This window comes from Streptomyces sp. NPDC059994 (assembly GCF_042737755.1).
Taxonomy (GTDB): Bacteria; Actinomycetota; Actinomycetes; order Streptomycetales; family Streptomycetaceae; genus Streptomyces.
In genome coordinates this window covers 35,677-61,648 of sequence record NZ_JBHWUR010000037.1, presented here as the reverse complement: position 1 = coordinate 61,648, position 25,972 = coordinate 35,677, and the positions used below count along the sequence as shown (strand labels likewise).

Annotated in this window: 50 protein-coding genes and 1 pseudogene; 46 read left to right on the top strand and 5 right to left on the bottom strand. The window is 70.1% G+C overall.

Annotated features, from left to right (window positions below; all coding sequences use genetic code 11):
- The 29 genes from ACFWA7_RS20235 to ACFWA7_RS20095 all read left to right on the top strand — a co-directional run.
- Positions 1-504 (top strand): hypothetical protein (locus ACFWA7_RS20235; protein WP_385824357.1); only part of this gene is annotated, 504 nt, incomplete at its 5' end.
- Positions 505-511: 7 nt separating this feature from the next.
- Positions 512-1,213, top strand: a complete 702-nt coding sequence (locus tag ACFWA7_RS20230) for an ATP-binding protein (protein ID WP_385824355.1) — start codon at positions 512-514, stop codon at positions 1,211-1,213.
- Positions 1,213-1,521, top strand: a complete 309-nt coding sequence (locus ACFWA7_RS20225) for a hypothetical protein (RefSeq protein WP_385824353.1) — start codon at positions 1,213-1,215, stop codon at positions 1,519-1,521. Before ACFWA7_RS20230 ends, ACFWA7_RS20225 begins: the two co-directional genes overlap by 1 nt.
- On the top strand, positions 1,514-1,846 hold the full coding sequence (locus ACFWA7_RS20220) for a hypothetical protein (RefSeq protein WP_385824351.1): 333 nt from the start codon (positions 1,514-1,516) through the stop codon (positions 1,844-1,846). Before ACFWA7_RS20225 ends, ACFWA7_RS20220 begins: the two co-directional genes overlap by 8 nt.
- Positions 1,843-2,151 carry a hypothetical protein gene (locus ACFWA7_RS20215; RefSeq protein WP_385824349.1) on the top strand — a complete coding sequence of 103 codons (309 nt, stop codon included), beginning with the start codon at positions 1,843-1,845 and terminating at the stop codon, positions 2,149-2,151. Before ACFWA7_RS20220 ends, ACFWA7_RS20215 begins: the two co-directional genes overlap by 4 nt.
- Positions 2,148-2,381 carry a hypothetical protein gene (locus ACFWA7_RS20210; RefSeq protein ID WP_385824347.1) on the top strand — a complete coding sequence of 78 codons (234 nt, stop codon included), beginning with the start codon at positions 2,148-2,150 and terminating at the stop codon, positions 2,379-2,381. Before ACFWA7_RS20215 ends, ACFWA7_RS20210 begins: the two co-directional genes overlap by 4 nt.
- Positions 2,378-2,590, top strand: coding sequence for a hypothetical protein (locus ACFWA7_RS20205; protein ID WP_385824344.1), 213 nt, complete (start codon positions 2,378-2,380; stop codon positions 2,588-2,590). The genes ACFWA7_RS20210 and ACFWA7_RS20205 overlap by 4 nt, the downstream gene beginning before the upstream one ends.
- A 90-nt stretch (positions 2,591-2,680) precedes the next feature.
- Positions 2,681-3,121, top strand: a complete 441-nt coding sequence (locus ACFWA7_RS20200; protein WP_385824342.1) for a hypothetical protein — start codon at positions 2,681-2,683, stop codon at positions 3,119-3,121.
- Positions 3,122-3,316: 195 nt separating this feature from the next.
- Entirely contained in the window at positions 3,317-3,691 is a 375-nt protein-coding gene (locus ACFWA7_RS20195; RefSeq protein ID WP_385824340.1) for a hypothetical protein, read from the top strand.
- Positions 3,691-4,071, top strand: a complete 381-nt coding sequence (locus tag ACFWA7_RS20190) for a hypothetical protein (RefSeq protein WP_385824338.1) — start codon at positions 3,691-3,693, stop codon at positions 4,069-4,071. Before ACFWA7_RS20195 ends, ACFWA7_RS20190 begins: the two co-directional genes overlap by 1 nt.
- Before the next feature lie 78 nt (positions 4,072-4,149).
- Positions 4,150-4,980 carry a hypothetical protein gene (locus ACFWA7_RS20185; protein WP_385824336.1) on the top strand — a complete coding sequence of 277 codons (831 nt, stop codon included), beginning with the start codon at positions 4,150-4,152 and terminating at the stop codon, positions 4,978-4,980.
- Positions 4,950-5,180, top strand: a complete 231-nt coding sequence (locus ACFWA7_RS20180; RefSeq protein ID WP_385824334.1) for a DUF6011 domain-containing protein — start codon at positions 4,950-4,952, stop codon at positions 5,178-5,180. The genes ACFWA7_RS20185 and ACFWA7_RS20180 overlap by 31 nt, the downstream gene beginning before the upstream one ends.
- Entirely contained in the window at positions 5,180-5,356 is a 177-nt protein-coding gene (locus tag ACFWA7_RS20175) for a hypothetical protein (protein ID WP_385824332.1), read from the top strand. Before ACFWA7_RS20180 ends, ACFWA7_RS20175 begins: the two co-directional genes overlap by 1 nt.
- A gap of 57 nt (positions 5,357-5,413) precedes the next feature.
- A complete protein-coding gene (locus tag ACFWA7_RS20170) occupies positions 5,414-5,641 on the top strand; it encodes a hypothetical protein (RefSeq protein WP_385824330.1) in 228 nt (75 codons plus the stop codon).
- Complete coding sequence (locus ACFWA7_RS20165; protein WP_385824328.1) at positions 5,638-6,075, top strand: hypothetical protein; 438 nt, start codon at positions 5,638-5,640, stop codon at positions 6,073-6,075. Before ACFWA7_RS20170 ends, ACFWA7_RS20165 begins: the two co-directional genes overlap by 4 nt.
- Positions 6,076-6,370: 295 nt before the next feature.
- Positions 6,371-6,895, top strand: coding sequence for an NUDIX hydrolase (locus ACFWA7_RS20160; protein WP_385824326.1), 525 nt, complete (start codon positions 6,371-6,373; stop codon positions 6,893-6,895).
- The gene (locus ACFWA7_RS20155) at positions 6,892-7,335 is read left to right on the top strand and encodes a MazG-like family protein (RefSeq protein WP_385824324.1); all 444 of its coding nucleotides are present in this window, start codon (positions 6,892-6,894) and stop codon (positions 7,333-7,335) included. Before ACFWA7_RS20160 ends, ACFWA7_RS20155 begins: the two co-directional genes overlap by 4 nt.
- Positions 7,335-7,535 (top strand): hypothetical protein, encoded by a 201-nt coding sequence (locus ACFWA7_RS20150; RefSeq protein WP_385824322.1) that lies wholly within the window; start codon positions 7,335-7,337, stop codon positions 7,533-7,535. Before ACFWA7_RS20155 ends, ACFWA7_RS20150 begins: the two co-directional genes overlap by 1 nt.
- A complete protein-coding gene (locus ACFWA7_RS20145; protein WP_385824320.1) occupies positions 7,532-7,837 on the top strand; it encodes a LuxR C-terminal-related transcriptional regulator in 306 nt (101 codons plus the stop codon). Before ACFWA7_RS20150 ends, ACFWA7_RS20145 begins: the two co-directional genes overlap by 4 nt.
- A complete protein-coding gene (locus tag ACFWA7_RS20140; RefSeq protein WP_385824318.1) occupies positions 7,834-8,109 on the top strand; it encodes a helix-turn-helix transcriptional regulator in 276 nt (91 codons plus the stop codon). The genes ACFWA7_RS20145 and ACFWA7_RS20140 overlap by 4 nt, the downstream gene beginning before the upstream one ends.
- Positions 8,109-8,348, top strand: a complete 240-nt coding sequence (locus ACFWA7_RS20135; RefSeq protein WP_385824316.1) for a hypothetical protein — start codon at positions 8,109-8,111, stop codon at positions 8,346-8,348. The genes ACFWA7_RS20140 and ACFWA7_RS20135 overlap by 1 nt, the downstream gene beginning before the upstream one ends.
- The gene (locus ACFWA7_RS20130; protein WP_385824315.1) at positions 8,341-8,640 is read left to right on the top strand and encodes a hypothetical protein; all 300 of its coding nucleotides are present in this window, start codon (positions 8,341-8,343) and stop codon (positions 8,638-8,640) included. Before ACFWA7_RS20135 ends, ACFWA7_RS20130 begins: the two co-directional genes overlap by 8 nt.
- Positions 8,637-8,858 (top strand): hypothetical protein, encoded by a 222-nt coding sequence (locus ACFWA7_RS20125; RefSeq protein ID WP_385824312.1) that lies wholly within the window; start codon positions 8,637-8,639, stop codon positions 8,856-8,858. Before ACFWA7_RS20130 ends, ACFWA7_RS20125 begins: the two co-directional genes overlap by 4 nt.
- Positions 8,855-9,124 (top strand): hypothetical protein, encoded by a 270-nt coding sequence (locus ACFWA7_RS20120; protein ID WP_385824310.1) that lies wholly within the window; start codon positions 8,855-8,857, stop codon positions 9,122-9,124. Before ACFWA7_RS20125 ends, ACFWA7_RS20120 begins: the two co-directional genes overlap by 4 nt.
- Positions 9,121-9,336: a hypothetical protein gene (locus tag ACFWA7_RS20115; protein WP_385824308.1), complete on the top strand. Its 216-nt coding sequence runs from the start codon at positions 9,121-9,123 to the stop codon at positions 9,334-9,336. The genes ACFWA7_RS20120 and ACFWA7_RS20115 overlap by 4 nt, the downstream gene beginning before the upstream one ends.
- Positions 9,333-9,551 (top strand): hypothetical protein, encoded by a 219-nt coding sequence (locus tag ACFWA7_RS20110; protein WP_385824306.1) that lies wholly within the window; start codon positions 9,333-9,335, stop codon positions 9,549-9,551. Before ACFWA7_RS20115 ends, ACFWA7_RS20110 begins: the two co-directional genes overlap by 4 nt.
- Positions 9,548-9,823 (top strand): hypothetical protein, encoded by a 276-nt coding sequence (locus ACFWA7_RS20105; RefSeq protein WP_385824304.1) that lies wholly within the window; start codon positions 9,548-9,550, stop codon positions 9,821-9,823. The genes ACFWA7_RS20110 and ACFWA7_RS20105 overlap by 4 nt, the downstream gene beginning before the upstream one ends.
- Before the next feature lie 773 nt (positions 9,824-10,596).
- Complete coding sequence (locus ACFWA7_RS20100) at positions 10,597-11,130, top strand: hypothetical protein (protein ID WP_385824302.1); 534 nt, start codon at positions 10,597-10,599, stop codon at positions 11,128-11,130.
- A complete protein-coding gene (locus ACFWA7_RS20095; protein WP_385824300.1) occupies positions 11,127-11,456 on the top strand; it encodes a hypothetical protein in 330 nt (109 codons plus the stop codon). Before ACFWA7_RS20100 ends, ACFWA7_RS20095 begins: the two co-directional genes overlap by 4 nt.
- An 81-nt stretch (positions 11,457-11,537) precedes the next feature.
- Here ACFWA7_RS20095 and ACFWA7_RS20090 read toward each other — a convergent pair whose 3' ends face one another.
- The 5 genes from ACFWA7_RS20090 to ACFWA7_RS20070 form a co-directional block, all read right to left on the bottom strand.
- A complete protein-coding gene (locus ACFWA7_RS20090; RefSeq protein WP_385824298.1) occupies positions 11,538-11,819 on the bottom strand; it encodes a hypothetical protein in 282 nt (93 codons plus the stop codon).
- A gap of 232 nt (positions 11,820-12,051) precedes the next feature.
- Entirely contained in the window at positions 12,052-12,483 is a 432-nt protein-coding gene (locus ACFWA7_RS20085) for a hypothetical protein (RefSeq protein ID WP_385824296.1), read from the bottom strand.
- A gap of 379 nt (positions 12,484-12,862) precedes the next feature.
- A complete protein-coding gene (locus ACFWA7_RS20080) occupies positions 12,863-13,342 on the bottom strand; it encodes a GIY-YIG nuclease family protein (protein WP_385824294.1) in 480 nt (159 codons plus the stop codon).
- Between the two features lie 146 nt (positions 13,343-13,488).
- Positions 13,489-14,214, bottom strand: a complete 726-nt coding sequence (locus tag ACFWA7_RS20075) for a GntR family transcriptional regulator (RefSeq protein ID WP_385824292.1) — start codon at positions 14,212-14,214, stop codon at positions 13,489-13,491.
- Between the two features lie 41 nt (positions 14,215-14,255).
- Positions 14,256-14,792 carry a UTRA domain-containing protein gene (locus ACFWA7_RS20070; RefSeq protein ID WP_385824290.1) on the bottom strand — a complete coding sequence of 179 codons (537 nt, stop codon included), beginning with the start codon at positions 14,790-14,792 and terminating at the stop codon, positions 14,256-14,258.
- Positions 14,793-14,975: 183 nt separating this feature from the next.
- Between ACFWA7_RS20070 and ACFWA7_RS20065 the strand changes: the two genes are divergently transcribed.
- The 17 genes and pseudogenes from ACFWA7_RS20065 to ACFWA7_RS19985 all read left to right on the top strand — a co-directional run bounded on the left by ACFWA7_RS20065 (position 14,976) and on the right by ACFWA7_RS19985 (position 25,970).
- Positions 14,976-15,203, top strand: coding sequence for a helix-turn-helix domain-containing protein (locus tag ACFWA7_RS20065; RefSeq protein WP_385824288.1), 228 nt, complete (start codon positions 14,976-14,978; stop codon positions 15,201-15,203).
- Positions 15,204-15,205: 2 nt separating this feature from the next.
- Positions 15,206-15,748, top strand: coding sequence for a hypothetical protein (locus ACFWA7_RS20060; RefSeq protein ID WP_385824286.1), 543 nt, complete (start codon positions 15,206-15,208; stop codon positions 15,746-15,748).
- Positions 15,748-15,951, top strand: a complete 204-nt coding sequence (locus ACFWA7_RS20055; RefSeq protein ID WP_385824284.1) for a hypothetical protein — start codon at positions 15,748-15,750, stop codon at positions 15,949-15,951. The genes ACFWA7_RS20060 and ACFWA7_RS20055 overlap by 1 nt, the downstream gene beginning before the upstream one ends.
- Positions 15,952-15,953: 2 nt before the next feature.
- Positions 15,954-16,112 carry a hypothetical protein gene (locus ACFWA7_RS20050; RefSeq protein WP_385824283.1) on the top strand — a complete coding sequence of 53 codons (159 nt, stop codon included), beginning with the start codon at positions 15,954-15,956 and terminating at the stop codon, positions 16,110-16,112.
- Entirely contained in the window at positions 16,112-16,321 is a 210-nt protein-coding gene (locus tag ACFWA7_RS20045; protein WP_385824281.1) for a hypothetical protein, read from the top strand. The genes ACFWA7_RS20050 and ACFWA7_RS20045 overlap by 1 nt, the downstream gene beginning before the upstream one ends.
- Entirely contained in the window at positions 16,321-16,593 is a 273-nt protein-coding gene (locus ACFWA7_RS20040; RefSeq protein ID WP_385824280.1) for a hypothetical protein, read from the top strand. Before ACFWA7_RS20045 ends, ACFWA7_RS20040 begins: the two co-directional genes overlap by 1 nt.
- Before the next feature lie 2 nt (positions 16,594-16,595).
- Positions 16,596-16,697, top strand: a pseudogene (locus ACFWA7_RS20035) (DUF4236 domain-containing protein); the annotation flags it as partial.
- Positions 16,698-17,026: 329 nt separating this feature from the next.
- Positions 17,027-18,637, top strand: coding sequence for a hypothetical protein (locus ACFWA7_RS20030; protein WP_385824278.1), 1,611 nt, complete (start codon positions 17,027-17,029; stop codon positions 18,635-18,637).
- Between the two features lie 11 nt (positions 18,638-18,648).
- Positions 18,649-19,191: a hypothetical protein gene (locus tag ACFWA7_RS20025; protein WP_385824276.1), complete on the top strand. Its 543-nt coding sequence runs from the start codon at positions 18,649-18,651 to the stop codon at positions 19,189-19,191.
- Positions 19,188-19,400: a hypothetical protein gene (locus tag ACFWA7_RS20020; RefSeq protein WP_385824274.1), complete on the top strand. Its 213-nt coding sequence runs from the start codon at positions 19,188-19,190 to the stop codon at positions 19,398-19,400. Before ACFWA7_RS20025 ends, ACFWA7_RS20020 begins: the two co-directional genes overlap by 4 nt.
- Before the next feature lie 122 nt (positions 19,401-19,522).
- Positions 19,523-21,640: a hypothetical protein gene (locus ACFWA7_RS20015; protein ID WP_385824272.1), complete on the top strand. Its 2,118-nt coding sequence runs from the start codon at positions 19,523-19,525 to the stop codon at positions 21,638-21,640.
- A 10-nt stretch (positions 21,641-21,650) separates the two neighbouring features.
- Positions 21,651-22,166 (top strand): conjugal transfer protein TraB, encoded by a 516-nt coding sequence (locus tag ACFWA7_RS20010; RefSeq protein ID WP_385824270.1) that lies wholly within the window; start codon positions 21,651-21,653, stop codon positions 22,164-22,166.
- 37 nt (positions 22,167-22,203) lie between these two features.
- On the top strand, positions 22,204-24,489 hold the full coding sequence (locus ACFWA7_RS20005) for a hypothetical protein (protein ID WP_385824268.1): 2,286 nt from the start codon (positions 22,204-22,206) through the stop codon (positions 24,487-24,489).
- Between the two features lie 21 nt (positions 24,490-24,510).
- Positions 24,511-25,125 carry a restriction endonuclease gene (locus tag ACFWA7_RS20000; RefSeq protein ID WP_385824266.1) on the top strand — a complete coding sequence of 205 codons (615 nt, stop codon included), beginning with the start codon at positions 24,511-24,513 and terminating at the stop codon, positions 25,123-25,125.
- 27 nt (positions 25,126-25,152) lie between these two features.
- Complete coding sequence (locus ACFWA7_RS19995; protein WP_385824264.1) at positions 25,153-25,563, top strand: hypothetical protein; 411 nt, start codon at positions 25,153-25,155, stop codon at positions 25,561-25,563.
- A gap of 10 nt (positions 25,564-25,573) precedes the next feature.
- Positions 25,574-25,813, top strand: coding sequence for a hypothetical protein (locus tag ACFWA7_RS19990; RefSeq protein ID WP_385824262.1), 240 nt, complete (start codon positions 25,574-25,576; stop codon positions 25,811-25,813).
- A gap of 10 nt (positions 25,814-25,823) precedes the next feature.
- Entirely contained in the window at positions 25,824-25,970 is a 147-nt protein-coding gene (locus ACFWA7_RS19985; RefSeq protein WP_385824259.1) for a hypothetical protein, read from the top strand.
- The last annotated feature ends 2 nt before the right edge of the window (positions 25,971-25,972 follow it).

Here is a 25,972-nt window from a genome sequence, read left to right as displayed (position 1 = left end):
GTGGTCGTCACGGGTGACGTCCAGGTCGCGGATGGGGTGACGTCCACGTCGCGGGAGGGGCGACGTGGACGTCACCCAAACCAAAAGAAGAACCTAAAGACTGAACCGAAAGACTCTTCTGCTGCCGCTGCCGGTCTCACCGCCGCGGACATGAAGGAGTACGGCAACTTCTGGCTGCTGCATCCCAAGAGCAAGGACCCAGACAAGACGTTCGCCGAGTGGAAGGCCGCTGTCGCGAGCGGCGTCGACCCGAAGAAGATCACAGCCGCCGCCGTGTCCTACGCCAAGGAAGTGGCTGGCCAGCCGTACCAGTTCGTCAAGCTCTCCGCCAACTGGCTGCACGACCGCCGCTACGAGGACAAGTTCGCGCCCGAACCCAGCGGCAAGCCCAACCTCCGCCCTGTCGGCGGCAAAGGCCACCAGAACTACCAGCCCCCCGAGGACCTCTCCGTCTACGAGAACGGATTCCACAGCCATGCCCGAACCCAAGCCTCTGGCGAGTGAGGCCGTCATGCAGCGATTCCAGCGGATGCTCGAAGCCCGCGGCCTCGGCCACATCACCGCCGGCCCCATCGACGACAGCCCAACCCCCGACGAGCCCGGCCACCCCGAGTACCACCGCCGCCAGCGGATCGGCCTGGCCGTCAGCCGCTGGAAGACCGCGACCCCGTACCGCTACCAGCAGGCCGTCGCCGCCCATCCGCAGGTGACCGCTTGGGCGGACCGTGCAGTCGAGGACCCGCGCACCGCCGGAATCCTGTTTCTCACCGGCCCCTTCGGCACCGGCAAAACGCATGAGGCATACGGCGCGCTTCGGCGCATCGCCGAGACCGGACCCGACCGGTACGAGGTGATCGCCCTCACCGCGCCCGACATGTACGCCCTCATGCGACCCGGCGGCAGCGACCACGGACCCGAGTACGAAGTGCGGCGCCTCATGCGGATACCGCTGCTGCTCATCGACGACCTCGGCACCGAAAAGATCAGCGAGTTCACCGAAGAAGCCACTTACCGGCTCCTCAACGAGCGCTACAACGAATGCCGCCCGCTGATCATCACCAGCAACCTGCCCGTCGACTCGCGCGACAGAGACGGCGCGAAGCGGGGCACCGACCTTCACGACCAGCTCGGCGCGCGCATCACCTCGCGGCTCGCACAGACGACCACCGTCGTCGTCATCGGCGGCAACGACCGCAGGCTCGGGGTGGCGTGATGAAGTCCGCCGTCGCTATGCCGGTACTGCCCGTCGGAACCCGCGTCTGGATCACCTGGCCCAGCCGGGGGCGGCACCGTCAGGATCTCGGCTTCGTCGTCGCCAACTGGCCGTGTGGCGTGTGCTTTTACGAGACCGACCAGTCCGGCACCGCCTCCGTTGAGCAGATCGAAGAAGCCGGAGCCAGGTGTGAGCGACCCGGCGCGTACCGGGTGCGCACCGACCGCGGCCATGACGTGATGGTCGCCCCCATTGATGCGCGGGTCCTGAGCGTTTCCGTAGCCGATGTGGAGCCGTTCGGTGAGTGACGTCGAGCGGGATGACATCCGGGAGATGCGGCAGCAGGGCGACTTGAAGGCGTTCATGCGCCAGCAGATCCGCGACGGCAACGCCCGCCGCGCATCCCCGCCAGCCGTCAAGCCGCCGCCCCCGCCCGGCTACAAGCCCGGCGCCTGGCCGGCCGGTACCCGCCCGCCGGATCCGCCGCCGGCGGAGTGGTCTGCCGAGTGGGATGCGGCGCTGACCGCCTACCGCGAGTACGTCGTCGCGACCGAGCACCGTGACCGGCTCCGCGAGGACCCGGGCCAGCTCTGCCACTGCAAGCCCTGCACCGACCTGAGGAGGATCCAGTGACCCGATCCCAAGCCCCCATGCCCGACGGTCTGCGGCACCAGTTGCGTGCCGGTCAGCCGCCCGAGCGTTCCGTCGCCTGCCCGTACTGCCGGGTTCCGGCACACAAGCCGTGCATCGTCCGCGCGACCGGCCGCAGCCTGACCGGCGGGAGCCTGCACCCCCAGCGCCGGTCCGCCTGGGCCGAGTCGACGGCCTGCTGCCCGACCTGCCAGGTCACGCCGACGGTGCCGTGCCACGAAGACGGACGGGCCCGGGAGACCGTGCACGCCCGCCGGTACGTCGAGGCCGAGGGGGCGGCGGCATGACGACCTACCCGCCCGTCGACGACAGGCTTCGGCACCTCCTGGCCCAGGAGATCAACACCAGCGTCGACAGCTGGAAGCTCGCCTTCTGGATCGCCGGAAACATCATCAAGTCCCCAGAGATCCGTGCCGAGTTCCGGCGTATCGAGACCGCGCACGCTGCGGGCGAGCCGTGCGGCGACCGGCACTGTGACGCCTGCTTCGTTGCCCGGATGCCGGGGGTGGCCTCATGACGCCCCTGGAGCGCCTGCTGGCCGAGGAGTTGCCGACCGGCACGTTCGGCGACGCCCAGCCCGCCCCTCGGCCCACGCGGTCGGTGCGGCCGTGGACTGCCGCCGAGCAGGCCGCGCACGTTGCCGCCCTCGTGGCTGAGCTGGATCAGCTCGAAGGCCGCGGTATGGGCAAGCCGCGACTGCGGGTCATCGACGGAGAAGCCGCCTGACCCATCGACCGCCGCGCCCCGGCGGCGCCAGACCTGTCTATCCCACCCGTATTGCCCATGTTTCCGGCATTTCGCCCCTTGGAGGAATCCATGCCTGACCGCCCGTACACCGACGAAGATCTCCGTGCCGAAGCCGCACACCAGCACGCCATCTCCGCTTGGGACCCCGACTTCGTGGGCGTTGGCGAGCAGATGGACGGCCGGTACGTCCGGTACGAGGTTGTCGACCCCGAGCGCGGCGACCTCATGCCGCCGCCCGGCACGCCCCGCTGGGATGAACTCAGCGAGGAACAGTTCGACGACGCGCGGGGGAAGATCCACGACCTGATCAACGGTGCCGCCGACGTGTCCACATGGGCGATCGACCTCGGCGCCGACGGGCTGGAGCCCGAAGAGCACTCGATCACCGTCAACGCCGACGCCAAGCCGATCGCCCGCATCCACTTCGCGTTTGAGCCCGGCATGCCGGACGAGATGCGTGCCGCGCTCGTTGAGGGCATTGGTGAGGAGATCAATGGCGCGCTCGGCTAGCGCGGGCTTCCCTCGACCCCGCGCGGCCCCGTCCAGCGCCCACAGGAGCGTCCTGGAGGCCCGTGCAGCCCTCCGAGGCCCCTCGCGTCCACCCGGTGCCTCCCAGGCGCTCCTAGCCCCGTTTCTGACCCTCGCCACCCGTCCCGCCGTCAACTCGAACCGCATAACCGGCATTTCGACCTCTGGAGGAACCCGATGACCGACCGCCCGTACACCGACCCCCGCATCCAGAAGCTTGCCGAGGCCCGCCAGCGCATCGCCCACGAAGGCATCAACTACCTGCCCGCCTGGGGCAACCTCACCGACGCAGAACGCGAGCAGTCCACCCACGAGGCCGCCGTCTGGCTGCGTGCAGCTGTCGAGGCCGGGATCGCCCCGCTGGCAGCGCGGCCGTCGGATGACCACGACGCTGTGTTCGTCGACGATGCGGGCTTCCTGTACGGCGAGTACCGCACGTCGCCGCCGTCCGATGCGGTCATCCGGCTTGTGTGGGCCAGCGAGATGGCCGAGTCGAAGGCAGACCTGGAGCAGCGCGGCACCGAGTTCCGCCTCCTCGGATGGAGCTCGTGATGGCCATCCACCATGCCGCCCCGGTCTGGGATGACCACTGGCAGGGCTACGAGCTGGCCGCCGACGGCACGCACCGGTTCGTGTGGCTGTGGCAGGGCTTCAATATCCGGCTGATCGCGATTCCCCGGGACGAGACCGACAGTTGGGGCTACGACCACGCCTGGTGCTTTCCGCGCGACCCGGAGGCCGTGACGGCTGCTGTGGCCGCCTGGGACCCGGAGACGCAGGACGAGCCGTCGGGCTGGCACAAGCGGCCCACCGCATCCGTCCGTCGCGCCCCACGTCGAGACGAGGAGCCGGACTACAACCGGCCGCGCTGCGTCCACGGCTGCTACCTGCACGAAGGCTGCCGCACCGTCGCCTGCCCCGAAATGCCCTGACCCCAGCAGGACGGGCTGCCCCGCTCGTATCGGGGCAGCCCGTGCCACCCATCCCACCACATCGATCAAGGAGCGCAGATGACCATCCGCACCCCGCGATGCCTCAAGATCCGCTACCGCGTGGCCGACGCCCCTGAGGTCCCCGTCGAGGTCTACAACGCGCCCGACATCACCCTTGCCCCGACGTTCGTCGAGATCCGCTACCTGGCGCCCCTGGGTGTCCAGCCCGCCTTCGTCGACGCGACGGTGACCGGCTACTGGATGCGCGGGGGTGAGCGCGTACAGCCCGAGAAGGAGATGTTGCACCACTTCAAAAACGGCCCGGACGGCTGGCCGGAGTGGCTGGCCGCCGAGGCACGGCTGCACGACCCGCAGGCCGACGATGCCGCCCGCCGTGAGCAGATCCGCCGCGCTCTTGCCGAGGCGGACGGCTTCAACTACGAGCATCTGGAGCCGCACGACTACCAGCGGCACGCCGACGCGATCCTCGCCCTCCCCGGCATGCAGCCGCCCGCTGAGCGGGCCGCCGGTGGCGCGGAGCAGCCGCGGGTCACCGTGGACGGCGATGGCTTCCTCGTGCACCTCCCCGAGGTGACCTATCTGGACACCCAGGTGTGGGCCGTTGACGTCGGGCTGACCGTTGAAGCGCTTCGTCAGCTGCGGGACGCCGCCGACGCCCAGCTCCGCCGCCTGGCCGACGAGGCGCAGCAGCAGCGATCCACCCCTGCTGCCAGCCCGCGCTGCATCTGCGGCGACCGCATCGAACGGTGGACCGGGCCGGGCGACCCGGGCTGGATCCACAGTCCCGGCTCGGACACACCCTGCACCGACGCTCGGCTGGCTCATGACGAGGGTGAGCACTGCTTCTGCGGGCCCGAGTGTGCCGACGCGGCGGGGGAGGGCCGGTGACCGCCCCGCGCTGCGGCTCCTGTGGGCGTCTGCTGCGCGATCCAGCCTCTGTCGCTAGAGGAGCGGGTCCGCGCTGTTTCCGGGCCGCAGGCGGGCGCACAGCGCCCCGGCTCCGTACCCCAGCCGCCGCCCCACCGCCCGTCGACGGGCAGACCGAACTCCCCGCCCCCGACGATCAACTCACCCTGTGGAGGACCTGATGGCCCGTCGTGAGCCGACGATCCACAATCCCGCCCTCGTCGTGACCTGCCCCCGCTGCCGCTGCGTGCCCGGCGCGCCGTGCCTGGACACCCGCGGCAGCCGACTCAAGGACGGCCGTGTGCACCGCGACCGGACCGCATTCCACCGCGACCGCGAAGCCCGCCGCCGCGCCTGACAACCCCCGCCGCCCCGGAACACGACCGGGGCGGCACCCGACCCGAAGGAGCACCCCATGCCCGAGACCCAACTCACCTGCATCAGCCCCGAATCCGCCGCGGCCGTCGTCGTCGAGGCGACCCGGCCCGGCGACACCGTGCACACGGTCCGCCAGGACGGCCCCCGTGTCGTGATCGGCTACCAGGATCTGCGCTGGCCGATGGACGTCGCCGAATGGGCGCACGACAACGGCCACGCCCACGACGACGACGCGGCCCGCGTCATTGCGGGGGTGCAGCGATGACCGAAACCCCCGCCTCCGAGCGCACGACCGCCGAGACGCTGAAAGCTGCCGCCCAGAAGCTCCGCCGGCTCGCCTTCCAGGCCGACAGTGGCCCGTGGGAGACCACTTGGCGCGATCAGCAATATCACCTCGACGGCTACCGCGACGGCGAGCTCCACCCCATCAGCGAGTGGACCTACGCCATCGCGACGTGGGAGCCGCAGGCCAGTGAGCAGCGAGCCGAGTGCGACACCGCGAACGCCGACTACATCGCCACCATGCACCCCGGCGTCGGGACCGCGCTGGCTCGGCTACTGGAGCGCACTGCGATCGAGGTGACCGAGGCCGGTGGATTCGCCGCTGGCGCCGCCGACGGGCCGATGGATCACTCCAACCACAACAGCTGGTCCGCCGCCCTCGCCGTGGCCCGCCAGATCCTCGGGGAGGCGGCGTGACGCCCACTCCGCTGGGCCCGGTGGCGGTGCGTGTGACGCGCTTCGCCTGCCCGCACTGTTCCCGCACCCGCGCCAAGCAGGCTGCGACAGCCGCCCACATCGGCCGCTGCTGGCACAACCCGGCCGTCCGCGCCTGCAAAACCTGCATCCACTTCGACCCGGGCGGCGACGCCTGTGGCTGCACGCCCGGCTGCAACTGGGGATCACTCGGCCCCGACAACCCCAGCTGCACTGCCGGAATCCCACTGCCCGACGACCACACGCCCGTAACCCACTGCCCCGAATGGAGCCCCCGATGACCGAGACCGCCCCGTCCGCCGCCGATCTGGCTGCCCTGAAGCCCCTTGCCGCAGTCATCGAGACGGCGATCCGTGATACCCCGATTCGCCTCGGCACCGCCGACTGGGCGAGCGAACTGGCCGCGCAGGTCCTTGCCGACGTCGCCGCGTACATGGGCCGCCAGCTGCCTGACACCCCCGGCCTGGCACGGCACATGGCCGAGGTCGACGCCGAACGGCAGCGGCAGATCGTCGAGCGGGGTGAGGAGCGCTACCCGGACATGTCCGGGGGCGCTGAGGTGCAGCGCGACGCCCGCACCATGTTCGCCAGGTACGCAGCCAACTACCACGTGATTAACGGCGGGGTGTTCGATCCCCGCGATGACGACCCGCGCCAGGACTGGACGAGCCTCGCCCTGGAAGCGGTCTACGCCACGCTCGCCGCAACCGACCCGGCCGAGATTCGCGCCGGGCTCGTGCAGAGCGCCGCAGTAGTCCAGGCCTGGATCCACGACCTCGACACCCGTCAGGAGACCCGATGAGCACCGGCCTTTGGCCGACGATCCGTGGCCTGTGCGACTGGCTGGACCGCGAGAACGGCCGTGGCGATCACGAGATGGCCATGCGCTTCCTGAAGATCGCCGAGGAGGCGGGGGAGGCGGCAGCGGCGTACATCGGCTGGCGCGGCCAGAACCCCCGCAAAGGCGTCTCCCACACGCGAGCTGATGTCGAGGCCGAACTGTGCGACGTGATCGTCACGGCGGCCGTCAGCCTCGCCACGATCAGTGACGACCCCGAGGCCGTGTTCGCCGCGAAGCTGGAGAAGATCGCGGCGCGGGCCGGAGTCGTGGGGAAGTGCAGCGCCGGGCTACTCCCGCTCGGTAACGCCCCAGTCGAACGCTGCGTCACCCAGGGCCGCCACGACATCCACACCACGGCCAACGGCCAGACCTGGACCAACGTCCATGCGGAGGTGCAGTGATGAGCACCCCGCCCCCGCCCCGCCCGATGACCGTCACCCTCGACGCCAAGTCTGCGGAGATCCTGCGCCGCTGCTACCGCGGCGAAAACCCGCCCACCGTCCTCGCCCGTGCCCTGCGGATGCTCGCCACCGCCGACGGCCACCTCGACCCCGCCGGCCGCATCATCACCGCCCGCGACCGGACCAGGGGGCAGGCATGAACGGCACCGACACGCGGCCCGCCATCCGCAACCGGCCGCTCCTCACCCCAAAGCGTGTCGAAATGCTGACCCTCGCCGCCAACGGATACAGCGACAAGCAGATCGCCAGGGTGATGGGCTGCACGCTCTCCACGGTCAAAACGCAGATGCGGTGGACCTGCCGCCGCCTCGGCGTCGCCGACAGGACCCAGGCCGTGGCCGTCGCACTCAGGCTGCGGCTGATCAGCCTCAGCGCGATCACCGTTCCGGAGCCGGACCCGGCCCGCAGGCCCGGCCGGCGCGCGGCGGGAGCAGTCCGGTGACCGGCTCCTCGCCCCGGTCCGGCCGCCGCCTGACGGCCCGGCAGCGGGAGGTGCTGCTGCTTGCCGCGAACGGCAACACGAACGCGGACATCGGCCGCTGGCTGTGGATCAGCCCGGACACGGTGAGCAGCATCCTCGCCGCCGCCTACCGGGCCCTGGGGGTCCACTCCCGCGCGCATGCAGTGGCTGTGGCGCTGCGCGAGAGCGAGTTCGGGCTGGGCGACATCCGGCTGCCCGACGAAGACCAGTACCCGATCAGGGAGGCGTCCTGATGGCCACGTACACGACCCGCACGGTCACCTCCACCCGCTGGGAGTGGATCGTCCCGGCCGCCGAACCCTGGGGCGCGGCAGCAGCAGAGGTCGGCAAGGCCTGGGCGGCGGCCGACTTGGCGTACCGGGAGCAGCGCGGGATCGCCGAGGGCGAGCCGCTGAGCGACGACGCGCTGCGGTTCACGGTTGCCGACGACGCGATCGTCATCGGCTTCACCGTCGAGGAGGCCGATGCCTGACCGCCCACCGTCCTGCCGCTTCCCGGCCCGCTGTGACTGGTCGAGCAGCTACGACGAGTGCAGCCACGAAGCCTGCTACGACCCGGGCGCGCCCGCGCCGCTCGACGAGTTCGGGCAGCCGTTCCTCGACCTCGACCACCCCGGCGACCAGCCGCCCGAGAGCTACTACGTCCCCGGCTACTGCTTCCACCTCGGCGCCAAGGGCGGGCCCTGGCCCGTCACTCGCCGGCCCGTGTACCGCGACTGGCCCGACCACATCACCGACCTGCGACTCCCCGAGGAAACCCTGTGACCATCCAGTACGCCTGGTGCTTCAGCCACGGCCGCCTGCATCGCTTCGACGACGAACCCTGGTGCACGGCCAGCTGGGCCCGCCTCGACGGGGCCACCGAAGGCGACGCACTCACCGACAAGGCGGCGCGCTACGGCGACGCCCAGTTCCTCGATCAGCTGCCCGGCGAGCAGCAGTTCGACCTGATCCACCGCACTGCCGGTGGGAGGCAGTCATGACCACCCTGCCCCGCGCCACCGCCGCCCGTGCCGCGCTGCGTGACCGGCTGACTGTCGACGCGATCGAGCGTGCCCAGCAGCGGGCGCGGGCCGCCCACCGCAGCCTCCCCTGCGTCAACGGCCGCCACGTGGGCCAGCAGGGCGGCTGCACGGACGGCGTCGGTGGCTGCCTGTGTGCCTGCCACGACCCAGCCGACACCGTGCGCGCGGCGCCTATCCCGGCACCCGCCACGCCGGTGACCTTCAGCGACAGGAGTGCCCGATGACTGACCCCGTGATCACCGACCTGCGGCGCGAACTGGAGAAAGCCCGCCTCGCCCTCATCGGCGCGCAGACGCATCTCGCAGCGCACGCCGAAATGAACGCTGCCCTGCACTGCTCGACGACGGTCATGCACTCGCCGCTGCATGCCCAAGTCACCGCCGCCATCGGGCAGATCGAACACGCCCTCGCGCGGACCGACCAGGCCCGCCCGTGATCACCCTGCCCCTCGCGGCGCCGGAGCGGGAAGCGGCCCGTGAACAGATCACCCCCAACGGTCTCGCGCGGGCCATCCGGATCGGTGCCCGCGCCTACTACTCCTACGAATGCCAGATCGGCCGCCACCAGGACAGCGCGGCCACCGACCGCTGTACCGGCGGCCCGGCCCAATGCCTGTGCGAATGCCACGACCCGAAAGACGAGACGACGTGAACGACGAGCACCTCACCATCGACAGCGCGGAAGCAGCCCGCCGCGCAGCCAACTGGGCAGTCACCGCCGAAACAGCCGCCAAGACTGCCGACAACTACCGGAGCAAGGCCGACCGGTTCGCCCGCAACCCGTCAGCTCCCCGCACGGTCACCGACCAGCACTGGGACTCAGTCAAGCGAGCCGACGCAGGACAGCAGCGCGCCGTGGCCATGGCCAGCATGTGGGCCGCCACGGCCGCCGCTCTCCATGCCGCCGAGGGGACGAACCAGTGACCGACCAGCCCGAGTCCGTCGACAAGACCCTGCTGCCTTGCACTCCCGTGCCCGAATGGGAGTTCCGTACAGTCCTCGGCGCGCATCCGGATGGTCCCGGCTCCATGCTGATCCCCGGCGACATGGGCCCGAGGGTCATCCGCCGCCGCGTGACCTACGGCGACTGGGAGCCGGTCCGGCCCGACCACTGGGCTGACGAGCCGCCGCCGTGCGCCTGCCCCAACCCGCCCCTGCATGATGCGATATGCCCGGCGACGGCTGACCTGTGGCGCGGCGTCGCACCCGGCGGCACAGCGGACAATCCGCCGACCAGCATTGATCGGATCGACTGCGGCGCGGGCCCAAGTTGTTCGGCCAGCAGGCAGGAAACCGAACCAAACAACCCGGAGCCCGAGAGCGGCTGCGCGCTTCCCGCCTGGATGGACTGCTCTTGCGGCCACATCGACGGCTGCCAGCACCCCATCCGAGCCGAATCGGCAAGCAACCGCCCCGAGACGACCGACTCTTCCCCTTTGAGGGCGCCCAAAAGTGCAAGCCCCGCCCCAAAGGGCCCCCAAAGCGACCACGCCGAGGAGCTTGCCGCCCGGTACGCGAGCTGCCCCGGCCGTGAACTCAAGCCGAACCCGTGCCGCTGCCCCTGCTACGGCTGCCGCCACAACTGCGCCGCCCACCAGCCCGGCAGCGAGACGGATCACGACGGGGGCGACCCTCCCAAGGCTCCCCGCCTAAGCCCGTGGGCGGAGACCATCGACAGCGATGACGGCGGCCGGACCGTGCGCATCCCCTGGACCGAACCCGACGGGAGCGAGACCGCGGGCGGCATCACGGTGGACCGCGAGGGTGCCGTCCAGCTCGGCGCCATGCTGACGGACTTCGCCGCCCCCGCGCCTGACGACACGGACCTGGCCAAGCAGGACATCGACCGGATGATGGCCGACGGGACGCCTGTCCAGATCGCCACAGCGCCGTCCGCCAGCCTCCGCCAGCAGATCGCCAAGGCGCTCCACCGCTACGACTACGAGCACGGCCTCAGCCGCAACGACATTCCCAGCAGGCATCACTTCGGGGAAGCTGACGCGATCCTCGACGTCCGCGACCAGGAACTGGAGCGGCTCCGGGCTCGGCATGCGGCCCTCAAGCGTGCCCACATCGCCCTCGCCGAACAGGCAGCCAAGGACCAGGCCGCCATAGTCCGCGTCCGCGCCCTGGCCGCCGACATGCGGACCTGGTGCTCGCCCCACGGCCTCGCCGACCACTACGCCGACACGATCGAAGCCGCGATCAACGGGCCGAAGGAGGCGCCGTGAGTATCTACGCCACGATCGAAGGCCTCGGCGGCGACGGCGACCCCGAAGACTTGGGCGCCCCGTGGATCTACCAGGGCTCGCACATCCTGCCCGACGAAGACGACCGGCGCGGCGGGGTGATCGGCCTGGCGCTCATTCCGTCCCACATCACCCGCGACGGCCGCGACGACCAGCCCAACGACGACACCCCCTGGCCGTGGCTACGCCTCCACATCGACAGCCGCAGCGACGACCCCGCCGTGGTGATCAACCCAGCGCAAGCCCGCCGCATCGGTCAGCAGCTGGTCGCGTGGGCCGACGAAACCGACCCGCAGGAGGCCCCATGATCCCCGCCCTCGTCGCGGTCACCATCTCCGCCGTGCGCTGTGCAGCCCCGACCACGAAAGGACCGGGGACGACTTGGGGGACTAGCCTGCTGTCACGGCTGCCGACAGCCCTCGGGGCAGCGGCGCCATCTGGATCCCCAGCAACTTCCCGAGCAGCATCCGGGCGATCGTGTCCCGCTCTACCTCATCCCGGCCGGGCGGCATCGCCAGCGCGACATGACCGTCGCGGCGCTGGATCGCGCAGCCGAAGAACGTTCGGTCCGTGATCGACGAGTCGTACAGCTCCGCATCCAGCTCGACCAGCAGGTCGGGGAGCGGGGCCGACATCAGATGGTCGGGGGACAGGCTTGCGGCTAAGCTCATGACAGAGCTCTCCTTCTACGCCGTTGGATCTCTACAGGTCAGCGAGTTGACGCTCGCTGGTCGCACCGGCCGGGGTGTTGACGCACCCCGGCCGTTTCGTGTTTCAGAGGGACTGTAGGCGCCCGATGAGCAGGCACACCCCCCCCACATCGATGCGTTTCCACAGGTCAGCGCACTTGTTAGTGCGCTGAGTTGGAGGTGCGGCAGGCCGCGTCACGAGGCGGCCCGAAACCTACACGGAGGCGCCGAGCAGGCCCTGCGCCTTCGCATTCACCGCCGGATTGTCGAACCACAAGTACCCGACGTGCAGGCCGTCCGAGCCGTAAGCCGGGGCCTTCAGCGTCACCGACTTGGCGACGTTCACCGTCCACGCCTCACCGGACAGATCCAGACCGCGCGGATCCGGCATGACCGACAGGCCCCAGCCGGCGCACAGCAGCCAACGCCCGTAGCCCTCGTTCTCGTCGGTGAGATTCGTCGGCAGATGCCGGGCCGCCACATCCCACAACGACGGCGCCCCATACGGCACCTCCGGCACCTGCACCGCCGCGACGATCGCCATCCCGCCCTGCCGCGCGTAGGCCAGCACGCACTGGCCGTCAGGCCAGGACACCGTGAACGGCGCCAGGTGAACACGCGAGTCTCCATTGAGCATCTGGCCCATGTCTGCCTCCTGGTGTGGGGTCCCCGCCCACACACTAGGACGGGGACCCGTTGATCACTTGCGGCTCAGGTCAGTTGTCGCCGCAACCCTGCGACGGGTTGCCTTCCTGACCGTCGCTACCAGAGCCGGTTTCACCCTGGCTGTTCTCTTCATCGCCGCGCAGAACGGCGAGCTTGTTCAGGTCCATGCCTGAATCCCTTCGCGTTGCCGTGCCGGCGCGGAGGCCGTCCCCGCGCCGCCGTGCGCTGTGCAAGCAGCCCGTGGGGACTGCGCCCGCCCATGGAGGGCGGGAGTTTGGATTAGTGCACCCTGCCCGCGACCCCACGCCATCGCGGATCATGAAGGCGAGGGCGGGGGAGACGGCCGGAAACGAGCGGGGCTAGGGCTTCTGGTCGTTGTGCTGGACGTTGTGGACCGGGTGCTCCGCGCGAATCGCATCCGCCTCTGCGGTCAGAGCGCAATCGCGACTGGGGTACCACTTGATCGACAAGTCGGTGACGGTGGGCCACCAGGCCTTGTCGGCAGCGTGCTGCGGCCAGCGCCGATCAGGATTGTCGGTGACCCCTACGTACAGCAACCTCCCGACCCTGTCGCAGAGGCGGTACAGGGCCGTCGGAACAGGCGCTTCGGGGGCGCCCCAGCGGACGACTCGCTCAAGAGCCACACAGTTGTCCGACTCGAAGTCGAAGGGGCGGTAGGAAATCCCGGGGCCGCCGTTGGGGCAGCTGCCTGCGGTGCCGAGGTAGTGCCACGAGTGCAGGCGCTCCGGGTGCAGGCCGTCGATGGCGGCCGGGAGGCCCTCTAGTTGGTGGGTGGAGTACAGGCGGTAGAGCGCGGTGGGCGCAGACGCTTCAGGCATGACGCTCCTCACGGTGGTGCAGTGTGACCGGGGCCACTCTCGCGTACCCAACTGTAGGAGGTGTGTTGAGGAGTTGACTAGCCCCCGTGCGCTCCCGATCACGACTGTGCCCCCGACCTCGCAGGTCGGGGGCACAGTTCTCATCCCTAGAACTCGTACTGAAGCTCGTACATGTGGCCCGCCTTCGCCATGATCTCGACCTGGACCGGGCGTCCGTCGGTGCTGTACGTCGTGCGGTAGGTGCGCAGAACGGGCAGCTTGGTCGGCATCTTCAAGGCCGCGTACTGCTCCCGCGTGGGGAGTCGCGAAGAGACCTTGTCGACGCAACGGATGGTGGGGTAGCCAAGGTCTTCCAGAACCCGCCCTGAGCCTCCCCGGAGTAGATGGCGGTTCATCAACTTGGTGCCCCGCGCCAGGCTCATCGGGATGTAGACCTCGACCAGTTCGCATGGCTCGCCGTCAAGGCTGAGGACCTGGCGGCGACGCAGGACGGTCTCGCCTTCGTCAAGACCGAAGCTATCGCGCACGGCGGCAGGCGGGGCGACTTCCTCGACGTCCAGCAGCTTGGCCTTTGATGCGAAGCCCCGCTTCTCGTTCTCGCTCAGCCACTGGTACTTCTCGCCCAGTGGTGCCGGGGTCTTGTACGCGGCTGGCGTCATCGTCCGCTGGCGATGCGGCCGGACGATCACCCCGGATCCGTGCACTGCGGTGGCGAGCCCTTCCTTCTCCAGGGTCGTCACGGCGTTACGGATCGTCTGTGCAGCCGCGCCGAACATCTCCGTCAACTTCCGGCTGGACGGCAGCTTGCTGCCAGGCGGGTAGTCGCCGTTCAGGATGCCCTCGCGCAGGAACGCAGCGATCTGCTCCGACACGGCCCACACTGTCGCCTCGTCCACTGGCTCGTTCGGCATCGCTAGCTCACCTTCATCGAGTAGTTGAGCTGTCCGAAGCGGCCGGGGGACACGCTGACGAACACCTCGTAGGGCTGGCCTTTGTCGCCAGTGATCACCCGGTGGAGTGTCAGGACCCACTCGTTCGGGTCGGTCATTTGCAGCGATTCACGCTCTTCCTTCGTGGCTTCGCGCGTCCGCACGGCTTCCTGAATGTCGGCGGGCGTGTAGCCGAGCTCGGCGAGGAGGGTCGGCGCCCCGCCCTTCACCTTCCCGGGAGAGGCGAGGGCTGTTCCGGTAGCCACACCGAGGGGCCAGTACGAGTCGGCGAGCTCCACGGGAACGTCGTCGAGGAGGATCAGTCGACGCCGCAGCACAACAGGTGCTCCGGGTTCCAGACTGAACGTCGCGGCAACCGCATCGGGTGCCGGAGACCGGCCGGCGAAGAGGATCCGCTGGCCGCCGGAACGTCCCTGCGACGCCGCCTCCTTGCCCCAGACGTCGCCTCCATTGGGGCTGATGTACGGCACTGAGGAGCCAGTCCACTGAGCGTCCGTCATTCGCTATCCCTTCGGTCGGCGACTTCTCCACGTGTATTGAACACCTTGCCCACGATAAGCCCAGCTCAGGTGAGCCGTAGAGGCAAAGGAGAGGGATCAGCTTCGCTGAGACTGTTGCAACTGTTCATAGAACCTCCTACAGTCGAACTCATCGATCCACCCCACTTTGGATTGGAGAGCTCGATGCTGCCCAACGGCCCCAAGCTGCTGACTGTGCGAGAGGTCGCGGCAGCCCTGCGGGTGTCCATCCCCACCATCTATCGATGGGTCGCGACCGGAAGCCTGCCGTCCATTCGGTACGGCCAGGAATCCGTAGCCGACGAGCAGAAGCGCGGGGGAGCCATCCGCATCCCCGAGTCGGCCGTCACGCCCCTCCTTGTCCCGACCTATGCAGGAGAGGAAGTGGCCTGATCATGAAGACCTCCACCCCGTCCCGTCTGCTTGCCGCTGCTGCGGCTGAGCCGCTTCGCCGCGCAACCGGCGCCCCGGCTCCCGACGCCGCGTCGCTGTACGACCAGGCGCACCCGGCCGAGGCCGCCCGCCGCCGCCGCCTCCTTGCTGAGCGGGTCATTGGTTTCCGCATCATGAGGGAGACGGAGGTCGCCCCCGGCTGGTGGGGCCGGGCCGTCGAGGTCGGCGAGACCGGTAGCGGCACCGTCGCGGACCTGTTCTGCCGCGAGCAGAACGCGATGACGATGGACCCGAACCGAGTCAAGCGCATCCAGTTCTACTCCGAGCCGATCTATGCCGAGCCCGTGCCGCCGACGGATCGGGCCGACCCCGACGCCGACCGGGTGCGCCTGTTCACGGAGTTCCGTGCAGCCCGTGCGGTCGGTGACGAGAATCGGATGGCGGAGGTCATCGTCGACGCGGTCTGTCTCGACATGGCTGACCCCGAGGGTCCGCGGTTGATGGACGAGATCCGTGGCCTCAGCACCCCGGCGGCGGTGGCGTGATGGCGACGAAGCACTCGCACCAGGTCGTGTTCGGCCGGAAGGTCGATGACTGTCCGCGCTGCGACGAGCTGAAGGCTGGCGCCGAACCGGTCCGCTGGGGGCCGTCCCGCCGGGAGCAGGACGAGCAGCGTGCCGCGGAGATCCGCGCGCACGACTGCCGGGCCTCCCGCTGCGGGCCCGTCTGCACCTTCGGGGACTGGTGACCATGACCATGCTCACCGACGCCCCGACCATGTCCGACGACCTGTGGCACGCCCTGTTCCAGGACGCGCCCGACGCCTGCCCGACGCATCACTGCTGGGCGGACCAGTGCCCGGCCGGTGCGCACGGCGCGACCGCCGCCATCGAGGGAGGCGAGGCGTGATGGCTCGCTTCGAGTTGACCGGATCCGACGAGATCGACGTCCGGTACGCCCACGAGGCGCTCGCCGCCTCCAAGGCACTGGACCTATCGGATCCGGCGGCGATGGCCCGCATGCTCGGCCGCCTAGAGGTCGTCATAGAGGGCCTGCTGGCCGTACTTGACGCCGCCGATGCTGCCGCCGAACCCAGCGTTGAGGGAGGCGAAGTCTGATGGCGACCTTGGGTCACGACGGCCTGCGGGCGATTGAGTTGCTGCGTGCCTTGCAGGCGATGGGCCCGGACACCGGGACCGTCGCGAGGATCCTCGTCCTCACCCCGGGCGGTGACCTGGTTGGCGCGGTGCGGTTGGCGGATGCGGATGTGGAGCGGCTGCGCCTTGCCGCCGAAGAAGGCGCCGCGATGCACGCCGCGTCGGCCGAGGCTGGCGACCTGGCCGCCGAGGCCGAGGCGTTCCTGCGCGGCGACGCGAGCGGGGAGGCGTGACCATGCCGATCACCTTCCGCAAGAGCTTCCGGGTCTTCCCCGGTGTCCGCCTCAACATCAACCGCCGCTCGTGGTCGATCACGTTGGGCGGCCGTGGCCTCGGGTGTGGGGTGCAGCAGGCGCCGCTCACACCCCTCCCGACTGAGACAGAAAGGACCACGGCCGTGGCCAGTCGCCACTCCACCCGCCCCGCCATCACCCTCGCCTGGATCCTCGGCATCGCCCTGATTTTCGCGGCGCCCGGCCTGCTGCCGGTTGCCCTCGGAGTCGCTGCCTGGGCGCTGTCCACGCCCGTCGCCCTCGGAGTCGGGCTCGCCGTGACGCTCGCCTGGTGCGCCATCCGGCCCGCACACCGGCATCCCGTGCGCTGGTAACCGCACCACCCCATCCACCGACCCGCTTGCTCACGTACCGCCGACCTGGAGGCCTCGTCGTGGCCCGCCGCCGCAGCACCCCCAAGCCCACCCCGGCCCAGCCGCCCGCCGCATCTCCGGCCATCCCGACGTCGACCGCGCAGGCACAGGCCGCCACTCAGGCCGCCGAAGCCCTGCTCGACCAGGCACGCCGCGAAGCCGACACGGCACGGGCGGCAGCCCAGGAGCAGGCCCTGGAGATTGTGCGGGCAGCCCACGAAGAGCAGCAGCAAGTCCGCGACAAGGCGGCAGCCTGCGTGGCCCAGATGGTCGCCGGCGCCGAGCAGGAAGCGGACCGCCTCGTCGAGGAAGCGCAAGCGCGGGCCTCCCGCATCCGTACCGACGCGGACACGGAAGCCGTCGACCGGCAGGCCGGTGCCGAACTCGCCGCCCAGCGGGCCGAGAAGGCCGGTCAGGCACGGGCCGACGAGGTCCGTGACCAGGCGCACCGGGACGCCGAGCAGCTAAGGGAGGACGCGGCGGCCAAGGCGAACCGCATCATCACCGATGCTGCCGCCGAAGCATCCCAGACGCTGACGACGGCACAGGGCAAGGCGGAACAGATCCTGGCCGACGCCGCAGCCGCGGCCGAGAAGGCGCAGAAGACGCTGCTCGACGCGCAGGCGCAGGCCGAGTGGACTACCGAGGAGGCGAAGGGGCTGCGCGCCCGGACGCTGGCAGCAGCCGACTTCGACGCCAGCCGCATCCGTGACGAAGCCCAGCAGCACCTCGACACCATCCAGGCCCGCACCGACGCGAAAGAGCGGCGCGGGCAGAAGATCGACGAGTGGTCGCCGCGGGTCGCCCTCGGAGCCACGATCCTCCTCACCGCCTCCGGTGAACTCTCCCTCGCCGTCCTCACCGGCTGGCCGCCCGCCATCGCCTGGGGACTCCCGCTCGCCATCGACATCTACGTCGTGCAGGCGATGCGCCGGCACCGCGACGTAATGCTCGCCCTGCTCCTCATGGTCGCCGCCAATGCGATCTACCACCTTGCCGAGGCTGGTCTCTTCGGAGTCCGCGTCGACTCTCACGGCACCCTCCGGCCGGAGTGGTGGCTGATCGCCGCGGTCGCTGCGATCGCGCCGTGGGTGATGCTCCGCATCCACCGGATCACCGCCCCGCCGCGCGCTCGCCGGACCTGGCGACGAAGCCGTCCCGAGGCGCCCGCTGCGACGCTCACCGAGGCGCCCGCGCTGGGCGATTCCGGCGCTCACGATGAGCGCGCTCAGGCGCCCGCTGAACAGGAGGAAGAGGTGCCCGCCGTGAGCGTCCCCGAGCGCTCACCGGGCGCGCCCACTGAGCGCCCGAGCGGGCGCCCGGGTGAGCGCGCTCAGCGACCCAAGACCGAGCGCGCTCACCGCGCTCACCCCAAGCCCAAAAAGGGCGCCCGCCCGGGCGCGCCCAAGACGCTCACCGAGCGCCGCACCGAGCGCGTCAAAGAGCTCTACAGCGAGCGCGGCAAGCGGCCCGAATGGACCGACATCCGCGACGCGCTCGTCACCGCCAAGCTCGCCGACAAGACCATCTCCCGGTCCTCATGCCAGCGAGTCCGCGACGCCATAGAGGCCGAGCACCCCGAGCTCGCCGCGCTCGGCTCCGACAACGTCCGCGCAATCACTGGTAGCTGAGGAGAACGCTGATGGACCTGAACGAGCTGATGACCCGCGATGGGATGGGCGGCTTCAGCAGCGGACAGCGCGACACCTTTGTCAACGACGCCACCGAGATCCGGCAGATGAGCCGCATCGTGCGGGCCCGCCTCGCCCAGACCGCCATCGACGGCGACAAGCCCTGGTCGGCGCGGCGCCGCGCCGCGAAGGTCGCAGGCCGCTTCGACCGGGTCGCCAAGCTGCTGGAGAAGGCCGCCGCCGAATGCGAGGCCATCGACGCGACCTACGGGCGTGAGGTCCTGGACCTGCCTCAGCGGCGTGCTACGGCCCTCGCGAAGAAGGAGCAGCGCCGCGAACACAAAATCTTGACCGCGCAGAGGGCGCACGCGTTGACGCAGCGGACGATCGCCGAGGCTACGCAGGGCCTAGTCGCCGACCCGCGTGCCGCGGGCCAGCAGACGGGAATGCCGCAGGCTCAGCCGGTGTACGTGAGCCCGCAGGCCCCCCCGCTCCCGCAGCCCTCCAATGACCCGCTCCCACAGATCCACGAGCTGTTCAAGGGGATCGGATGAACAGCCAAGCGGAAGCCCTGCGGAAGAAGAACCAGGCCGCCTTCTGGAACGCCAAGCAAGCCAAGGCCTCTACCGACAGGGAGCGTGCGGCGGTGTGGCATGACGCGTGCCGGATGCTCGCGAAACAGGCCGACAAAGAAGGCGGTTCGTCGCTGTGGGGGCCTCTTGCCCAACACCTGCACAACTTCTTCCAGCATCACTCGGAGTGACGAAACGTCATCATCACCCGCCCCCATGCGAGGTGATGAACCGCCCCAGCGAGCGCGCGCGTCGCGCGCGCGTGAGGCTGCCCGATCCGACTACGCACTGTCAACCCTGAAAGGGGGCTGAGATGAGCGACAACAGGGACGACGGCACCACCGGAACCGTCATCGACTTCGGCCGCCGCACGGGCCTGACCGGCTTCACGATCACTCAGCCGGCCCCGGTCGGGGACGACGTGACGAGCCCCGTCATCCCGGCGCAGCCCGGCGGCGAGCCCACAAACGGAACCGGCCGCCGCAGCCCTTTGAGCGCCCTCGCGGCACTGCCCAGCACCACCCTGACAGCCGCGCCCGTCGTCGCCACCCACGCCGACGGGGGCCTTCCCGAGACGTTCCGCAACCCCGGTTCCGGGGACAGGTCCGGCCCGCGGCTGGGGGCGCTGTCGCTGGCGGCGACTCTCGCTGTTGCCGTGGCGGCGCTGCGCGGGTCGTGCATTGTGCTTGAGGACTGGCGCCAGCGCCGGATGGCCAAGGCTGCTGAGGCGGCGCCGCTGCGGGAGGCGCGGGCCAAGCACAAGCTGGCGATGGCGCAGGCCCGGTTCGCCTCCGCTGAGGCGTCCGCCAGGAAAGGGGGAGCTACCGGCGACAAGGCGGCTAAGCACCGATCCAAGCGCGTGCCTGACAGCCACGCGTTCGGCCAGAAGACGCTCGGCAACCGCAGCGGTAAGGGCGGCGGCAGGGGCGGCAAGGGCGCGGGCTCCGCGACGGGCACGGGCTCCGGCGGGGCCGACCGGAAGCGCAAAGACTCCGCCGCCGGCGGGCGGGGCCGCAAGGGCACAGGCCACAAGAACGGTCCCGGCGTGGACCGCGACCACAAGAAGGACAACGGTCTGGCCGGAGGGAAGGGCACCAAGTCGTCCCATCGGGGCTCGCAAGGCACCGGACTCACCATGAAGAAGAACAGCGCTGGCCGCACCAGGCTGCCGGAGGCGCTGAAGAACGACACGTCCAAGGCCGCGAAGAAGCGGCTGAAACGGCGGCGCAAGGATCTCGACACCCCCGCGCTGTGGAAGGCGGACGACCGCAGCAAGCCGCAGCGGAAGAACGTCGACCGGAAGGGCAACAACTCGCCGACCGGGAACAAGGCGAGCCGACGGAAGAAGGCCAAGCGGCAGCCGGACATGTCGAAGCTGCGCAACGCACTGTGGCACGACACCAAGGCCGCAGCCGACGGCCGCTGGACGAAGCGCAACGGCGGCGGCACTCCGCCGCTGTGGAAGAACGACAAGCAGCGCAAGCGGCGACAGAAGGCGCAGTCGGCCAAGGCCAACACCCCGAAGTCGGGCAGCCCGAAGTCCGGGTCGGGCGGGAACGGGGAACGGTGGCGTCGCGCCCGTGAGAGGGCTCGTGCCGCCTCGTCTGGTCGACCCGACAACGGCGGCAACTTCACCGGCGCGGCACCCGGCAGTACCCAGACAGGTACAGGCGGGAGCAGCGGACCGGCCGGAGAACGCGCCGGGGGCCGTCGCGGCACGCGCCGCAGTCCCTTCGAGAACGCCGGCCAGGCCGGAGCCCCGACGTGGACCGTCGTGGAGCGGATGGACTACGTCGGCGCGCAGGCCAAGCGGTGGGAGCCCAACGCCCTGGAGCAGGGCCAGCGGGCGCTGACCGCCACCGGGCAGCCCGCTCTGCCTGCCGCGCCTGAGCCGCACACCCAGCGACCTGGCACCACCCGCCCCAAGGAGCCCATCCCGATGCCGCCCGCCCCCCTTCCTGCGCACGATTCCCGCTTGCAGAAGGCCCGCAACGGTGCCGCCCGCCGCGCCCAGGCCGTCATCCGCCAGGCCCGGCACATGGATCCCCAGCACGCCACCGAGATCACCCTCGACGACGCCCTTGACGAGTACGGCGACTTCAAGGACGACGGGTTCAAAACCCACGAGCAGTCCGCCAAGCTCGCCGCCCGCGCCCGCCAGCTCGCCGCGACCCTCGAAGCGTTCGCCGAGGACCTCGCCACCCACCACAACCTGATCGGTGCCCTGTTCACCGGCGCCATGGCGAACCTGTCCGAGGACATGGAGCTCGTGGCCCGCATGTCCGAGGAGATGCAGGTGTCCTCGCTCCAGGCAGCCGAGGACGCCGAGCAGGCCGACAACGACCTCAACGACGCCTACCGGCCCATCACCCAGGCCACCGCCGACGCGGGCCTGACCACGCCGTCCGCGCCGATCCACAACCAGAGCTGAGGAGGCTCCGATGAGCGACGACACCAGCCAGGGCTCTGGCGCGATCGAGCCGACGTCCGTACAGACCGGCGCCGAAGTCGCCGCCGCGTCCGGCGGCAGCCTGCCCGCCGCGCAGGACCACGCGCCCGCCCGCATGAGCTGGGGCACAGCCATCGGCGGCATCCTCAACTTCGTCACCCTGGCCGCCCGCGTCATGGCGCTCGCCATCGCCGCAGCCCTCCTCAAGGAGCAGTTGCACCTCCTCAAGCGCCGCATGCACAAGGACGCCGAGCGGGCCCGTCGCCTGGCCGGGCACCTCGGCCAGGCCGGGGCCGCCCAGGAGTTCCAGGGCCAGGCCATCGAGGTGTCCAAGGCGTTCGACCGGGTCGCCGAGGCCTCCGGGGAGGTCGCCAACGCCGCCGACCAGATGGAAGCCAACGCGATCGCCGTCCGCGACGCCCACCAGGCGGAGTACGGCGGCATCTACGAGGTCACCAACGCCCTGCCCTACGACCAGCCCAAGCCCGGCTTCAACGAAGTCCGCTGAACCGGCCCACCCACCTCTGCAGCGAAAGGACACGGCCGTGACCCTCGACGACACCAGCACGACGCCTTCCCCGACCGCCACCGCGCCGCGGATCGTGTCCGCCCGTAGCATCGCCCGCCGCAAACGCCTTGAACGGCTCACCTACAGCGCGGCTACCCTCGGCCTTGCCGTGGGGCCGCACAGCGGCTTCTGGCCCGCCCACCTCGGTGCCGCTGCCCTCGGCGTGGCCGCGGCCCGGCACCTGTGGCGCCGGTGGGACGACGAACCCCTCGGCTGGAACCTGATCAAGACCGCGCAGCGCCTCACCCCCGCCCTGACCGGCTCTGCCGCCTACCTGGCGCCGCTGTGCATCCCCGGGAGCCCGTGGTGGGAGTGGCTCCTGGCCCCGGCCTGGGGGGCGGCCATGACGTACACGACGCCGCTCACGCACTCCGCCGACCTCACGCCCGAGCGCTTCCAGCTTGCGCTGCCCCCGCTCGCCTCCGTCACCCAGCAGCAGGCCCCGGTCGGCTACCCCGCCTACCGGGCCAGCCAGTGGGAGGCGGCGCGCACCACCGGGACGACCCGTCTGACCAGCGTCACCCAGTACACCGACCCCGCCGGGCAGCCCCTCCAGGACTTCTGGGGCATCGTCATCGCCGAAGCCGGCGAAGCCGTCCCCGACCTGAACACCACCGCGCTCGCCGCCGTGTTCGACCTGCCGCCCGACACCGTCGAACTCCACCTCATCAAGGGCTCAGGGCCCGGCCGCAAGCTGCTCCAGGCCCGCCCCACCCTCAACCAGCTCACGCTGGCCCAGACCGACCCCATCCACCGGCTCTTCAACGAGAAGCTCGCCACCCCCAACGGCGGCGCCCCCGGCATGAGCCTCCTGGACTACCGGCGCGAACCCAACCGCATCGCCCTGCGCGTCACCGCCCCCGACGACCAGATGATCCAGCTCAACCAGAAGCAGATCGCTCGCTCCCTGAACTACAAGGACTCCAGCCTCATCATGATCGAAACTGATGGGCTCGGAGACGGCGTCGTCTCCATCTACAAAGACCACCCCCTCCTCACCGTCCGCGAAGCCACCATCGAAGACCTCACGATGGACGCCGACGGCACCATCGCCATCGGCCTGCGCCCCGACGGCCGCCAAGCCCGCATCCCCCTCTACGACCCCGTCATGGGCGCCATCACCGACCTGTTCGTCGGAGCCCCCGGCGCAGGCAAGTCCGTCACCCTCCTCACCGTCATCGCCGCCGAACGAATCAACGGCATCGTCAGCATCGTCGCCGACGCCCAGGACGGCATGTCCCTCCCCGAAGTCGAAGGCAGGGTCTACCACTTCGGCAAAGGCATCGCCGCCACCGCGGCCACCCTCGCCGCTTCCAACGACCTCGGGAAATACCGGGAGAAGATCTCCGCCGCGAACGGCTGGGGATCCGCCGAAATCAACAACCCCTGGCCGCTCGCCAACATCACCCTCGACGAGCTCAACCGCACCCTGTCCGCCGACTCCACCGTCCCCCGCGCCTTCCGCAAGTGGGTCACCGGCCTGGTCGGCGACCAGCAGTCCACCGGCCGCAAGCTCTTGGAGGGCATCCGCTTCGCCGCGCAGAGCATTCACCTGGCCGACCTCGGTGACAAGGACCGCATCCGCGCCAACGCCAAGAACGGCACCGTGTGGGGAGGACGCGTCAACTCCAGCACCACCTCGCACATGATGACCGATGGCGTCCTCCCGCCTGGCGTCTATCTCGACCCCATCCCCCGCCACTTCAAAGTCGGCTCCGGCAACGACATTGACGCCTCCTTCCATGGCAGGGAAGCGGTCAAGGGGCCCATCACCGCGGGCATGGCCAACATCATCCAGTCCGGCACCGTCTTCCTCGGCCGTACCTGGTTCGCCCGCAAGGAGAACAAGACCTACCCCGGCCTCATCGCCCTGATGGAGTCCGCGCCCATCCCGCGCCTCACCCCCGAGGAAGACGCCGTCTTCCAGCAGTCCTATCAGCGGTGGCTCGCTTTCGCCGAAGCCCTCCTGGCCGGGGAGGGCGAGGAAGACATCGACAACGCCGTAGAGGCGCTGACGGACGTCGCCACGGAGCAGCTCGCCGCTCTCCGGGCCGACGACGAAGACGACGACGCCCCGTCGGCCGGGACCATCAAGGACCGCATCCTCGACCTCCTCTCCGACGGCCAACCCTGGCCCCTCAAGGACGTCCGCAAGCACCTGGACGACATGTCCCCGGCCAGCGTCAACAACGCCATGGCCGAACTCCGAGGCGACGGGCACGTCACCGCCGTCAGCCGCGGCACCTACCAGATCGTCAACTAACCCACGCCTCAGGAGACCGACATGCGCATGACCGCCCGGAGCCCCCAGCGACAGGGCAACCGCCGCAAGATACACATAGGCCCGTGGGTGATCACCGTTGCAGTTGTCGTGGCGCTCACCGCAGCACGCTGGATCGCCGCGCACCCGGCCCTCGGCATTACGCTCACCGCCCTCGTGGCCGCGGCCGCCATCACGGTCGCAATGAGGGCCCGGCCCGCCCTACGGGCACGCAAGGGCGGCGCGCTGACCACAGTCGATCCCCACCGCTTGAAGCCAGACCAGTTCGAGCACTTCATCGCCGACCTGTGCCGCCGCGACAAATGCCGCAACGTGCGAGTCGTCGGTGGCGCGGGTGACCTTGCGGCGGACGTCCTCTACACCGACCCGCACGGCCGGCGCGGCCTCATCCAGGCCAAGCGCTACCAGCGCGGCAACAGTGTCGGCTCCGAGCACGTACAGATGGTCAACGGCACCTACCGCGACGCCCACCACTGCCAGCACGCCGCGATCGTCACGACCTCCCACTTCACGCGCGCTGCCGCCGAGTTCGGTCACCAGGTCGGTATCCGGCTGGTCGATGACCACCGGCTTACCGACTGGATCAACGGCCAGCGCTCCGCAGCGCCCTGGAACTAGCCGACCCCAATCCGAAGGAGCCCTCTCATGTCCCCGCTGTCTGGCCAGCGCCCGCCTACCACGGCCGGGCAGCCCGCCACCGAGACCACCGACCCGTCCGTACCCCGCCCCCCGCTCTACCCCGCGCACCCCGAAGCCCCGCAGCAGCCCACGCTCGTCGCGGACCTGCTCACCGGCACCCCCACCTGGATCTACCCGCCCGCCCCGACGGTGGCTCCGCCGCCGCGGGTCGATCCGTGGGCGCAGCGCATCCTCGCCGCCGGCGCTGTCAGCCCGCTCGTCGGTTACGGGGGCAGCCTCTTCTTCGGTGCCATGGCCGGGGCCACCACCGCCATCGGCTATGGGGCGATCTGCGTCGCCGGGGCCGTCGTCCTCCGCCGGGGCGGCAAGAACAGCGGGGTCAACGTCAACGTCAGCATCAACAACACGAGCAGCTAAGGAGACTGCCATGACCGTACAGACCGAGCAGGCCAGTGCCCCCGCCAGCCACGAAGAGCCCACCGACTACCACTACATCACCACCGTGCAGACCCATAACGGTCGACTGAACACGCGCGACGGCGTCCTGACCGTCCCTGTCGGCTTCACCCGCGCAGGGGCCTTCAAGTACCTCCTCGATCAACTCAAGGAGGAGTACGGCAGCCCGATCAGCGTCCTGTATTTCGCGTTCGAACCCAACCAGCTCTGAGGAGACCCCGATGCCTGACGCGCTCATCCACGACGACGAGACCCCCGAAGGCCGCTCCGCCACCGACAGCGAAATCGCCGCCCTGCTCGGCGGGATGACCGCCGCCGACGGAACCTCGTACCTCGACATCTCCAACGACGCCAGCGACCAGCAGTAGGG